Origin of the sequence: Neisseria wadsworthii 9715, assembly GCF_000227765.1 — a bacterium.
In the GTDB taxonomy this organism is placed as follows: Bacteria; Pseudomonadota; Gammaproteobacteria; order Burkholderiales; family Neisseriaceae; genus Neisseria; species Neisseria wadsworthii.
Window position 1 is genome coordinate 1,256,798 of sequence record NZ_JH165159.1, and the last position, 12,833, is coordinate 1,269,630.

Genomic DNA, 12,833 nt, shown 5'->3' on the forward strand with positions numbered 1-12,833 from the left:
CAGGCTGTTTAACTTCAGGCTGTTTAACTTCAGGCTGTTTAACTTCAGGTTGTTTAACCTCAGGTTGTTTTTTAGGGTTGGAGTCTTTGCCGCTGTTGGCAATAGCAATGCCTGCGATTGCTGTTGTGGCAACGCCTAAGCCGATTAGGCCTGTCTGAAAACTGGTGAGTGTGCCGCCAATGGCTACTTGTTCCGCTACGGGTGCGGCCGCTTCAACCGGTGTGGCGCCGAGTGTGCCTAAATGGCCGGCGTTGGTTGTAGGGTAGATATTTTGGTAGTTTTGTAAGATTAGATCGGGTAGGCCATCAGTGTTTGAGTTGAGATGCACCCATAAATCTTCGTTAACCAGCTGCACTTCGGGCTGGGCGATCAGTTTGCCTTGTTCGTCGAAAATTTGGTAAACGGTATCTGGTTGGGCGGGTAGAGAAAGGGGTTGGTCAGAGGTAAGCGTGATAGATTCAGTTTGTCCATTGTGAGTAATATTGAGTTTGTAATGTGTCATGGTAATCGTTCTTTAATTATGTAAATTGAATATTTAAAGCTAATGTAATTTAATTATAGATTAAAGTAATTTCTTTAGATATTACTTTTATGGTTACTATTTTAAAATTTAATTATCTTTAATAATCTTTAAATAGGCGTTATGCATATATTGCTTTTGATGTTTGTTTTTAAAAAGATAAATTGTAAAGAGTAAAAAATAGATGCCTGTCTGAAAATGTTACAATCGCATTTTCAGACAGGCATTGTGAATTTATGGCAAAAGCACCGAAAACCGTTTACCAATGCAGCGAATGCGGCGGCACCACATCCAAATGGCAGGGCAAATGCCCGCATTGCGGCGAATGGAACACCTTGCAGGAAAGCCTCGTGGCACCTGAACCGAAAAACGTGCGCTTCCAATCGTGGGCGGCGGATACGGCACAAGTGCAGGAGCTTTCTCAAGTAACCGCCACCGAAGTGCCGCGCGAACCCACCGGTATGGGCGAACTCGACCGCGTATTGGGCGGTGGTTTGGTGAGCGGCGCGGTGATTCTGCTCGGCGGCGACCCCGGTATCGGCAAATCGACGCTGCTTCTGCAAACCGTGGCGATGATGGCGAAAAACCGCACAGTGCTGTATGTATCCGGTGAGGAATCCGCCCAACAAGTCGCTTTGCGGGCGCAACGCTTGGGCTTGCAAAGCGAAGGCGTGAACCTGTTGGCGGAAATCCGCATGGAAGCCATTCAGACGGCCTTAAAACAACACGAACCCGCCGTGGTGGTGATCGACTCGATTCAAACCATGTATTCCGACCAAATCACTTCCGCACCCGGCTCCGTATCGCAAGTGCGCGAGTGTGCCGCGCAGCTCACCCGCATGGCCAAGCAGATGGGCATTGCCATGATTTTGGTCGGCCACGTGACCAAAGACGGAGCCATCGCCGGCCCGCGCGTGCTCGAGCACATGGTCGATACCGTACTCTATTTCGAGGGCGACCAGCATTCCAACTACCGCATGATACGCGCCATCAAAAACCGTTTCGGCGCAGCCAACGAGCTGGGCGTTTTCGCAATGACCGAACACGGCTTAAAAGGCGTATCCAACCCTTCGGCGATTTTCCTCGCCAGCTATCGCGACGACGTGCCCGGCTCATGCGTGTTGGTTACCCAAGAAGGCAGCCGTCCGCTGTTGGTGGAAATTCAGGCATTGGTTGACGACGCACACGGCTTTACGCCCAAGCGCCTCACCGTCGGCCTCGAACAAAACCGCCTCGCCATGCTGTTGGCCGTTTTAAACCGCCATGCCGGCATTGCCTGTTTCGACCAAGACGTGTTCTTGAACGCCGTGGGCGGCGTAAAAATCAACGAACCCGCCGCCGACCTCGCCATCATCCTCGCCATGCTTTCCAGCTTCCGCAACCGCCCGCTGCCCGAAAAAATGGTGGCATTCGGCGAAGTCGGTTTGAGTGGCGAAGTCCGCCCCGTTGCGCGCGGGCAGGAACGCTTGAAAGAAGCGGAAAAACTCGGCTTCAAACGCGCTATTGTGCCTAAAGCCAATTTGCCGCGTAATCCTAAAGATTTTCCGGGCTTATTGATTTACGGGGTGAATAGTTTGCAGGAAGCGGTGGATATCGTGAAATAACTGAAAACAATGGAATACAGCCTGTTTTTATAAATTTGCGACATTTTCAGATATTGTTTGTGATGTTGGTCATCCGTTTTGCGGAGGAGAATGATTTTTTCAAGATTGCACCTGATGGTGAGCCAACTTAAAAATAGATACTCCCCATACTTGTGTTTGGACCGAGTACCTTGAGTTTTAATAACGTTGAAAGCTATAGCAAACTTGTTTTGGGTTTGGGCTATTTCTAACAGCGATATTGTTTTGCCGTATTATTCTTGTTTTTTTGATTTCTCCGCCAGCATGGCACGCAAACCGGCCAGATTGCTTTTGCCTTCTTCTTTACTCACAATCGGCTCGCCGCCTTTCCTGCCGAGAATGCGCAAATCTTCCTGCGGCATTTCGTCGATAAAGCGGCTAGGTTCGGGAAACTGCCATGTGCCCTGCCGTTTGCGCTTCACGCAGTGGGTGAGCGTGAGCTGGCGTTTGGCTCTGGTAATGCCCACATACATCAGCCGACGTTCTTCTTCAACATTGCTTTCTTCAATACTGTCGGCGTGAGGCAGCATGCCTTCTTCGCAGCCTACGAGAAACACATACGGATATTCCAAACCTTTGGAGGCGTGTAGGGTGGAAAGTTTGACCGCATCTGTTTCTTCTTCGTTTTTGCCTTCGAGCAAGGTCATCAGGGCGATAGTTTGGGCGATTTCGATGATGTTTTTGCCGTCTTGCCCGCCTTTGCGCGCCAGCCAGTCGGTGAGGTCGGTAACGTTGCGCCATTTGATTTCGCCGGCTTTGCCTTCTTCGCTGCCGAGCAGATGGGCTTCGTAGGCGATGTCGGAAAGCAGGTTGTTGACGAGTTCGCCCGCGTCGTCGTGTTCGGCACGGGCGCGGTAATCTTCCATTAAGGCCATGAATTGTTGCAGGTGCTCGCGGTTTTGCGCGTTTAAGACGGCCTGTGCTTCGGGGGTTAACGCCGCTTCATATAGACTGCATTCGTGGCTGTGGGCATAGGCGTTGAGCTTGCCGAGGGTGGCTTCGCCGATGCCGCGTTTGGGCGTGGTAACGGCGCGTAAAAAGGCGGGATCGTCGTTGGGATTGGCAAGCAGGCGGATGTAAGACAATACGTCTTTGATTTCGGCTTTATCAAAAAAACTCTGGCCGCCTGAAAGCTGGTAAGGCACGCGCGCGCTGCGCAAGGCTTCTTCAAATACCCGCGCCTGATGGTTGCCGCGGTAGAGGATGGCGAAATCGGCGTATTGGGTTTTGTCGCCGCCCACCAGTTTCTGTTTCACAATCTGGCTGACCACCCATTCGGCTTCATGCTGTTCGTGCTGACAGGCGACGATTTTGATGTGTTCACCCATGCCGAATTGCGACCACAAGGTTTTTTTGAACAGCTTGGGGTTGTTTTCAATCACCTTGTTGGCCACTTTCAATATCCGCGCGGTGGAGCGGTAGTTTTGCTCCAGCTTGATCACTTTCATTTGCGGATAGTCTTCCTGCATTTGGCGTAGGTTTTCCATGTTTGCGCCGCGCCATGCGTAGATGGATTGGTCGTCGTCGCCCACGGCGGTAAACATGCCTTCCGCGCCGGTGAGCAGCTTCATCAAAGTGTATTGGCAGGCGTTGGTGTCTTGGCATTCGTCCACCAGCAGATAGCGCAGGCGGTTTTGCCATTTGTGGCGCACGTCGCTGTTTTGCTGCAACAGCACGGCGGGCAGGCGGATTAAGTCGTCGAAATCGACGGCCTGATAGCTTTCCAGCGTGGCCTGATAGCCGGCATACACTTTCGCCATTTGGCTTTCCCACTCATTAGAGGCCGTCTGAAGAATCTCTTCGGGCGTTTTCAAATCGTTTTTCCACAAAGAAATCTGATGCTGGGCTTTGAACACCGCTTCTTTGCCGGTGCTGCCGAGCAGCTCGTTGACGATTTTTGCGCTGTCGGTGCCATCGAGAATGGAAAAGTTTTTCTTGTAGCCGATGTTGGCGGCCTCTTCACGCAGAATACGCATGCCGAGCGAGTGGAAAGTACAGATGGTCAGGCCGCGCGTTTGGCTTTTCGGCAGCATTTTGCCCACGCGTTCCTGCATTTCTTTGGCGGCTTTGTTGGTGAACGTGATGGCGGCGATGTGGTGGGCGGGATAGTTTACTTGCGTAATCAGGTATTTGATTTTTTGGGTGATCACGCCGGTTTTGCCGCTGCCCGCGCCTGCCAAAACGAGCAGCGGGCCGCCGAGGTATTGCACGGCTTGTTGTTGCTGGGGGTTGAGTTTCATAGAGCGGTCATCAGTAAGAAATGCGGCGGAAATTATATCATTGTGCATTCATGCCTGTCTGAAATGCGGTTTCAGACAGGCATTTTATTGATTACAATATCCAGATATCCATTTGAAAAAAGAAAGCGCCCAATCATGCAGAAAATCACTTTGGTTGCCGCCTGTGCCGAAAACGGCTGCATCGGCATCGACAACACCATGCCGTGGCACATTCCCGAAGACTTTGCTTTTTTTAAAGCCTACACTTCGGGCAAGCCTGTGGTTATGGGGCGGAAAACTTGGGAGTCGCTGCCGAAAAAGCCGCTGCCCGGCCGCCGCAATATCGTGATTACGCGGCAGGCGGATTATGCCGCCGAAGGTGCGGAAACAGCCGCTTCTTTGCAGGAAGCGCTTGTAGCCTGCGCCGGTGCGGAAGAAATCGTCATTATGGGCGGCGCACAGATTTACGCTGAATCCATGCCGCTTGCCACCGATTTGCGTATTACCGAAGTGAAGCTCAATGTGGCGGGCGATGCGTTTTTCCCGCCGATTGATCAAACCGTTTGGCAGGAAGCTGAGCGGGAAGAGCATGAAAGCAGCAAAGGCATAGGCTATGCTTTCGTGCATTACCGCCGAGCATGAATGCCTGTCTGAAACACTGTCTATCATTATGCAAAAGGATTTTAGGATGACACAACGATTATTGTGCGTCGCCTTATTGGCAGCATCGCTCGCCGCTTGCAGCGCAACCCGAAACAAAGAAGACGCGCAAACCCTGCGCGCCCGTCTTGCCGAAGCGGAAACCGCCGCACGGCTTTCCGCAGAAAATACCAAGCGCATAGAAGGCATGTATTCCGATATTTACTTTGAACTCAACAGCTTGACCGTTAAAAATTTCGAAGCCAAAGTAAAGCGCGGCGACACGTTTTATGCCTATATCGGCCGCCCCAACTGCGGCGACTGCAACGCGTTCGAGCCGCTGCTCAAACGTTATGTCAAGCAGCATAAGCTGGAAAACAAGCTTTATTTTGTCAACGTGTACCGGCTGCACCAAGACAAAACCGCATGGGCTGCGTTTAAGCAGACTTATGGTTTGAGCGGCACGCCCGTGCTGGCGAAATACAGCAAAGGTAAACAGGTGAACAAACTGGATTATGAAGATAACGGCGGCATTTCGGGCGATGACTTGGCAGCATGGCTCAAGCAGAACAAGCTCTAATCAGAAATGCCTGTCTGAAAAGGTTTCAGACAGGCATCAACCATCAAACCAAACAAATCATAAGGAGAAACCATGAGCGTTATCTTACAATTCGATTTCGAACTGCCGCCCGAAGTGTTGGGCGACGCACTCTCGGCCAGCGCGCAGGATTTGGCAAAATCCATCACGCAGGAGCCGGGTTTTATCGCAAAAATCTGGACGGAAAATCTGCAAACCGGCGATGCCGGCGGCTTATATCTGTTTGAAGACGAAGCCAGCGCTTTGAAATATGCCAAAATGCACAGTGCCCGTGCCGTACAAATGGGTGGTGTGAATCCGCGCTTTAAAATTTATACGGTCAACAAAACGCTCAGCAGCATCACTTCAGGCGACAAATTTACCCGTATTTTGGCGGAGTGAGCCGGTGTTATAGTCAACCTGCTGAATTCTAACAACAACGTCATACTCGGGCTTGACCCGAGTATCTTGAGTTCCAATAACTTTAGGAGATACTCGGGTCAAGCCCGAGTATGACGAGTGTACTATTTTTAAGTTGATTCACTATAAATCCACCTGTAATGCTTGAAATAAGTTTGTCTGCCATAAAAATGCCTGTCTGAAACCGTTTTCAGACAGGCATTTCGACAATGCGTTACGCTATTGGGTGTGTTTGCCTTCGGCCTTGTCGCGCAATACGCGGCGCAGAATTTTGCCCACGTTCGATTTGGGCAGCTCTTCCCAAAATTCAATATCGCGCGGCACTTTGTAGGGCGTGAGCAGGCTGCGGCAATAGGCGATAAGCTCTTCTTTATTCAGCGATTCGTCTTTTTTCACCACAAACAGCTTCAATGCCTCGCCCGTTTTCTCGCTGCTCACGCCGATGCAGGCGGCTTCGGTTACTTTCGGATGGCCGGTTACCACATCTTCCACTTCGTTCGGGTACACATTGAATCCCGACACCACAATCAAATCTTTTTTGCGGTCTACGATTTTCAGCCAGCCTTTTTCATCCATCACGGCAATGTCGCCGGTTTCCAGAAAACCGCGCGTATCAATCACTTTGGCGGTTTCTTCGGGGCTGTTCCAATAGCCTTGCATAACTTGCGGCCCGCGTATCCATAATTCTCCGGCCTCGCCTTGGGCCACTTCGCTGCCGTCGGCGGCGCGCAATTCAACTTCCGTGCTGGGCAGGGGCAGCCCGATGGTGCCGGTGTATTCTTTGATATTCAAAGGGTTGCAACACACGCCCGGGCTGGCTTCGGTAAGCCCGTAGGCATCCACGATGGCTTGGCCGGTGAGCGCTTTCCAGCGTTCGGCCACGGATTTTTGGGTGGCCATGCCGCCGCCCAAACACAGGTGCCAAGTGCCGAAATCCACCTGCTTTAATTCGGTGCGGTTCAAGAGGCCGTTGTAGAGCGTGTTCACGCCGATAAAGACGCTGACGCTTTCTTTTTTCAACTCTTTAATCAAGCCTTTTAAATCGCGCGGATTGGCGATAAGGATATTTTTCGCGCCGGCCTGCGTAAAAATCATCAGGTTTACGGTAAAAGAGAAAATGTGGTAAAGCGGCAGGGCGGTTACGACGGTTTCTTTGCCTTGCGCAAGCTTGGGTTTGATCCATTCGGCAGCCTGCATCATGTTGGCGCAGATGTTGCCGTGGGTAAGCATGGCGCCTTTGGCCACGCCGGTGGTGCCGCCGGTGTATTGCAGCAGCGCTAGGTTTTCGCGTTTCAGGTCGGCGGGTTTCAGGGTGTTTGCCATGCCTTCTTTCAAGGCCTGTCTGAAAGGGGTGAAATGTTTGATTTGAAAAGGCGGCACCATTTTTTTGACTTTGCGGACGATGAAATTCGCCAGTATGCCTTTGAATGTGCCGAGCATGTCGCCTATGCTCGCCATAACCACATGTTTGATCTGCGTGTTGGGCAGAATTTCGGCCAAGGTGTGCGCGAAATTTTCCAATACGATAATGGTGCTTGCGCCGCTGTCGTTTAATTGGTGTTCCAGCTCGCGCGGGGTGTAGAGTGGGTTGACGTTAACAACCACCATGCCGGCTTTCAGTGCGCCGAAAATGGCAATCGGATATTGCAGCAGGTTGGGCATCATCACGGCCACCCGCTCGCCTTGCGGCAGCTTGAGTTTGTTTTGCAGAAAAGATGCGAAACGGTTAACGCATTTCGACATCTCGCCGTAGCTGATGCTTTTGCCTAAGCTTTTAAACGCCGTTTGATTGCGGAATTTGGCCACGCTTTGCTCAAACACATCAATGATGGATTGGTAGCGGGTGGCGTCGATTTCTGCATCAATTCCCTTTTCGTAGCTCTGTAACCAGATTTTTTCCATTCAGGATCCTTATTATGAGGCCCGGCGGGCGGTTCGGGTGATTATAGCGGCTTTAATGTAAAGCTGTGAAAATAGCAATGCCTGTCTGAAACTTTTCAGACAGGCATTGCAGAAATATCTGGTTTGAATTAGGCATGTCGGGTAACGATAACCGGTTTGTCGGTGGCAATAATGATGCCGCCGCCCAAGCATACGTCGTCGTCGTAAAGTACGGCGGATTGCCCCGGTGTTACCGCCCATTGCGGTTCGTCGAATATCAATTGCGCGGTGTCATTATCTAGATAGCGCAGTTCGCAGGCCGCATCGGCCATGCGGTAGCGGGTTTTGCAGGTGTATCGGCCGGGTTTGGGGCGCTCGGACAGGGTGAAGCTCAAATCGTTCATGGTCAGGCTTTGGGTGTAGAGCAGGGGATGGTCATGGCCTTGCACCACGATTAATTCGTTTCTGGTCAAATCTTTGCCGGCTACAAACCACGGCTCGCCCGCGCCGCCGATGCCCAAGCCTTTGCGCTGGCCTATGGTGTAAAACATCAGGCCGACGTGTTCGCCCACTTTTTTGCCCTCGGGCGTAACCATGTTGCCGTTGTCGGTGGGCAGGTATTTTTGCAGAAACTCGCGAAACGGGCGCTCGCCGATAAAGCAGATGCCTGTGCTGTCTTTTTTGGCGGCGGTCGGCAGCTTGGCTTCGGCAGCCAAGCGGCGCACTTCGGGCTTTTCCAAATCGCCCAGCGGGAAAATGGCGCGTGCCAGCTGGTGCGGTTGCAGGCGGTAGAGAAAATAGCTTTGGTCTTTGTTGGCATCCAATCCTTTGAGCAAGTAATGCACGCCGTTGCGCACTTCTTTGCGCGCATAATGGCCGGTGGCAATCACGTCTGCGCCTTGCTCTATGGCGTAGTCGAGAAAGCATTTGAATTTGATTTCGGCATTGCACAACACATCAGGGTTCGGCGTGCGGCCTGCTTGGTATTCCTGCAGGAAATAGGCGAATACTTTGTCTTTGTATTGGGCGGCGAAATTCACGATGTCGATGTCGATGCCTACGATGTCGGCCACGGCGATGGCGTCGAACGAATCCTGCTTGATGCTGCAATATTCGTCGCTGTCGTCGTCTTCCCAGTTTTGCATAAACACGCCGCGCACATTATGCCCCTGCTGTTTGAGCAGGTAGGCGGTTACGGAAGAATCAACACCGCCGGATAAACCGACGATGATATTTTGCGGAGCGTGGGAAATGTTCATTGCGAAAATATGGGGAATCATGCTGAATTGGAAAGAGGCGTAACTTTAACATATTTTTCAGACAGGCATGGCCCGATAAAAAACCGGCGTTTTGCTTAAGCCCAACGCCGGTTCGTTTTAAGAAGCTTCCGCCCGAATCTGTTTTAAAAAGCGGCGGGTGCGTTCGTGTTGCGGGTGCTCGAACAAATCTTTCGGTTTGCCTTGTTCGACAATCACGCCGCCGTCCATCACCACCACGATGTCGGCTACTTCCATAGCAAACTTGATTTCGTGTGTAACCACCACCATCGTCCAGCCTTCGCGTGCCAGCTCTTTCATGGTGTTTAGCACTTCCTGCACAAGCTCGGGGTCAAGTGCGGAAGTCGGCTCGTCAAACAGCATTAATTCGGGGCGGATGGCCAAAGCGCGGGCAATGCCTACGCGCTGTTGCTGGCCGCCGGAAAGCTGGAAAGGATAAAGCTCGGTTTTGTCGCCCAAGCCCACTTTTTCCAAAAGCTTCACCGCTTCCCCGCGCGCTTGGTCTGCCGATTTGCCTTGCACGGCCACCGGCCCTTCCATCACATTTTCCAGCGCGGTTTTATGAGGGAAAAGATTGTATTGCTGAAACACCATGCCGGATTTTCGGCGCAGCGCGAGGATGTCTTTTTTGCCCGGTTTTTTGCCGAAATCGATATTGAGCGGTGTTTCATTATCGAATTTCACCGTGCCAGCTTCCGGCATTTCCAGAGCATTAAGGCAACGCAGAAAGGTGGTTTTCCCGGAGCCGGAAGGCCCGAGAATCACCACAACCTGGCCTTTGGCGATGTTTAAATCAATGCCGCGCAAAATGGTGTTTTGGCCGAATGTTTTTTGAATATTGCGGATTTCTATCATAGCGGCTCCTTATTTCGCCACATAGCGGTCGAGGCGTTTTTCCATTTTGCCCTGCATGTGCGTCAGCACGGTGCAGATTACCCAATAAATCAAACCGGCTTCGGTGTAGATCAGGATGAATTCGTAATTGCGCGCCACAATCACTTGTGAGGCTTTCATCAATTCGGGAATCAATACCAACGAAGCCAGCGAGGTTTCTTTTACCAAGCCGACAAAGGTGTTCGACAAAGGCGGCACGGCCACGCGCAAGGCCTGAGGCAGCACGATGCGGCGGAAGGTCTGCATATAGGTCATGCCGATGGAAAAACCGGCTTCCCATTGCCCTTTGGGAATCGACAAAATGGCAGAGCGCACGGTTTCGGAAGCATAGGCGCCGATATTGAGTGAGAACGCGATAATGGCCGTGGGCACGGGATCGAGCTTGAGGCCGATTTCAGGCAGGCCGTAGAAAATGATAAAAAGCTGAAGCAGCAGCGGCGTGCCGCGGATAACCGACACATAAAAACGGGCCACACCGTAGAAAAACTTGTGTACCAAACCTTCCTGCGGCACCACACGGATTAGCGCCACAGCCAATGCAATCAGCAAACCTATGATAAATGAAACGATAGAAAGCGGAATGGTATAAACCAAAGCCGCTTTCAATAAAGGCCAAAATGCGTCGATAACGATTTGGGCCTTCGCCTCATTCATAAACGGCAGAGCCGCCAGAATATTATTTAACACTTATGTCTTCACCAAAAAATTGTTCGCTCAGCTTTTTCAACGTGCCGTCTTTTTGCAGCTCAACCATCGCTTCGTTCACTTTGGCTACCGCAGCATCTTCGCCTTTACGGAAAATCAGGCCGGAACCGCGCAATTCGCCGGCGTCGGCAACCAGTTTGATTTCCAAGCCGCTGTCGGTGTGTTTTTTCAGATAGTCCAAAATGGCCAGGTGGTCGTTTAAGGTTAAATCGACGCGTTTTTGTTTGACCAGCTCAATCGCTTGCGCCATGCCGTCTACGCCGGTGATTTTTGCACCGTATTTCTCGGCCATTTCGCGGTAGTTGCTGGTTAGCGATTGGGCGGCATCCAAGCCTTTGATGTCGGCCCACGATTTAACGCGCGCATCGTCTTTGCGCGCCAATGCGGCCGGGCCGCTCCAGCTGTATGGTTCGGATTTGTCGTATTTGGCCTGACGCTCGGGGGTGGTAAGGCTCACTTGGTTGGCGACTATATCGAAACGTTTGGCATCCAAACCGGCCAGCATGGCATCCCATTGGGTTTCTTTGAAATCCACTTTCACGCCCAGTTTTTCAGCCACCGCGCGGGTAACTTCCACATCGTAGCCGGTGAGCTTGCCGCTTTCATCGTGGTAGGTAAAAGGCGCGTAAGTGCCTTCGGTGCCCACAGTGATGGTGCCTTTGTTATTGATGCGGTCGATTAAAGGCGCATCCGCGCCCACTTGGGTGCCTGAAGCGGCCTGGTTGGTGTCGTTTTTACTGCAGGCGCCCAATGCGAGGGCAACAGTTGCTGCCAGTGCGAATTGTTTTAACATGTGTATTCTCCAATTTGGGTAAGACGGTTTTGTCAAAAAATGTAATTTTACGCCAAGCGCGTTGCAATACAAAGCACGCTTGGTTCTATGGCATAGAACCATTAATTCTAATGCCTGTCTGAAAATGTTTTGCGGATTTTCAGACAGGCATTGGCATATTCAAACAAACGGCAAATTATTTGCGCTTTTTTAACGTTTTTGATACGCAATCAATATTCAACGCGCCATTCCACTTCGCCGCCCGCGCGCATGGGCACAAGCTCGCCGTCGCCGAAGGGAACGCTTTCGGGCACACGGCCAAGCTGTTTGACCAGGGTAATCGTGCGCGGATTTTCAGACAGGCCGTAGAAACGGGCGCCGTTTTTCGAAGCAAAGGCTTCCAGTTTGTCGAGTGCGCCGGCTTTTTCAAACACTTCCGCATAAAACTCAATCGCATTGATGGCGCTGAACATGCCTGCGCAACCGCAAGCGTTTTCTTTGGCGTGTTTCGGATGCGGCGCGGAATCGGTGCCGAGGAAAAATTTGTGCGATTTGTCGCCGGTAACGGCGGCAACCAAAGCGGCGCGGTGGGTTTCGCGTTTCAATACCGGCAGGCAGTAATGGTGAGGGCGCACGCCGCCCACCAATAAATCGTTGCGGTTGAGCAATAAATGCTGCGGCGTTACGGTGGCGGCCACGTTGTCGCCCGCTTCGCACACTAGCTTGGCGGCATCGGCGGTGGTGATGTGTTCGAACACTACTTTCAGCCCCGGCACTTTTTCTAACACAGGCTTCATCACGTGCTCGATAAATACGGCTTCGCGGTCGAAAATGTCGATATCGGGATCAGTCACTTCGCCGTGTACCAAAAACAGAATGCCTTCTTCGGCCATCGCTTCCAACACGGGAATCAGCTTGAATAAATCGGTTACGCCGGAATCGGAATTGGTGGTTGCGCCGGCCGGGTAGAGCTTGAACGCCACAATGCCTGCCGCTTTGGCTTCGCGCACGGTTTCCGGCGAGGTGTTGTCGGTAAGGTAGAGCGACATCAAAGGCTCAAACGGCAAACCTTCCGGCACGGCATCGAGAATTTGCTGTTTGTAGGCCAGCGCCTGCGCCACGGTGGTAACCGGCGGTTTGAGGTTGGGCATAATCAGCGCACGCCCCATTTGGCGGGCGGTGTAGGGCACTACGGACTTTAACGCGGCGCCGTCGCGCACATGCAGGTGGAAATCGTCGGGCTGGATAATGGTGAGGGTTTGCATGGTGTTCCTTTGCTTGAATGGAGGTTTCAGACAGGCATATGC

12 protein-coding genes are annotated in these 12,833 nt (G+C 52.0%); 4 read left to right on the forward strand and 8 right to left on the reverse strand.

The window, feature by feature from the left end; all coding sequences use genetic code 11:
* The coding region (locus tag HMPREF9370_RS05685; protein ID WP_009116424.1) for a hypothetical protein at positions 1–502 on the reverse strand (502 nt) is incomplete at its 3' end.
* Positions 503–756: 254 nt separating this feature from the next.
* Between HMPREF9370_RS05685 and radA the strand changes: the two genes are divergently transcribed.
* Positions 757–2,124, forward strand: coding sequence for a DNA repair protein RadA (radA, locus tag HMPREF9370_RS05690; RefSeq protein WP_009116425.1), 1,368 nt, complete (start codon positions 757–759; stop codon positions 2,122–2,124).
* 251 nt (positions 2,125–2,375) lie between these two features.
* Here the strand turns inward: radA and rep are convergent, their stop codons facing one another.
* A complete protein-coding gene (gene rep / locus HMPREF9370_RS05695; protein WP_040667493.1) occupies positions 2,376–4,382 on the reverse strand; it encodes a DNA helicase Rep in 2,007 nt (668 codons plus the stop codon).
* A 135-nt stretch (positions 4,383–4,517) separates the two neighbouring features.
* On the opposite strand from rep, the gene HMPREF9370_RS05700 reads away from it, so the two are divergent.
* The 3 genes from HMPREF9370_RS05700 to HMPREF9370_RS05710 all read left to right on the forward strand — a co-directional run bounded on the left by HMPREF9370_RS05700 (position 4,518) and on the right by HMPREF9370_RS05710 (position 5,979).
* Complete coding sequence (locus tag HMPREF9370_RS05700) at positions 4,518–5,003, forward strand: dihydrofolate reductase (RefSeq protein WP_040666967.1); 486 nt, start codon at positions 4,518–4,520, stop codon at positions 5,001–5,003.
* Between the two features lie 46 nt (positions 5,004–5,049).
* The gene (locus HMPREF9370_RS05705; RefSeq protein WP_040666968.1) at positions 5,050–5,580 is read left to right on the forward strand and encodes a thioredoxin family protein; all 531 of its coding nucleotides are present in this window, start codon (positions 5,050–5,052) and stop codon (positions 5,578–5,580) included.
* Positions 5,581–5,652: 72 nt separating this feature from the next.
* Entirely contained in the window at positions 5,653–5,979 is a 327-nt protein-coding gene (locus tag HMPREF9370_RS05710; protein ID WP_009116429.1) for a monooxygenase, read from the forward strand.
* Between the two features lie 237 nt (positions 5,980–6,216).
* On the opposite strand, the gene HMPREF9370_RS05715 is transcribed toward HMPREF9370_RS05710, so the two are convergent.
* The 6 genes from HMPREF9370_RS05715 to pyrC form a co-directional block, all read right to left on the reverse strand.
* A complete protein-coding gene (locus tag HMPREF9370_RS05715; RefSeq protein ID WP_009116430.1) occupies positions 6,217–7,899 on the reverse strand; it encodes an AMP-binding protein in 1,683 nt (560 codons plus the stop codon).
* A 128-nt stretch (positions 7,900–8,027) separates the two neighbouring features.
* Positions 8,028–9,137, reverse strand: a complete 1,110-nt coding sequence (gene mnmA, locus HMPREF9370_RS05720) for a tRNA 2-thiouridine(34) synthase MnmA (RefSeq protein WP_040666969.1) — start codon at positions 9,135–9,137, stop codon at positions 8,028–8,030.
* 117 nt (positions 9,138–9,254) lie between these two features.
* A complete protein-coding gene (locus HMPREF9370_RS05725) occupies positions 9,255–10,010 on the reverse strand; it encodes an amino acid ABC transporter ATP-binding protein (protein WP_009116432.1) in 756 nt (251 codons plus the stop codon).
* A gap of 9 nt (positions 10,011–10,019) precedes the next feature.
* Positions 10,020–10,736: an amino acid ABC transporter permease gene (locus tag HMPREF9370_RS05730; protein ID WP_009116433.1), complete on the reverse strand. Its 717-nt coding sequence runs from the start codon at positions 10,734–10,736 to the stop codon at positions 10,020–10,022.
* A complete protein-coding gene (locus HMPREF9370_RS05735; protein ID WP_009116434.1) occupies positions 10,726–11,547 on the reverse strand; it encodes an amino acid ABC transporter substrate-binding protein in 822 nt (273 codons plus the stop codon). The genes HMPREF9370_RS05730 and HMPREF9370_RS05735 overlap by 11 nt, the downstream gene beginning before the upstream one ends.
* Positions 11,548–11,756: 209 nt before the next feature.
* On the reverse strand, positions 11,757–12,791 hold the full coding sequence (pyrC, locus tag HMPREF9370_RS05740; RefSeq protein WP_009116435.1) for a dihydroorotase: 1,035 nt from the start codon (positions 12,789–12,791) through the stop codon (positions 11,757–11,759).
* Positions 12,792–12,833 lie beyond the last annotated feature (42 nt).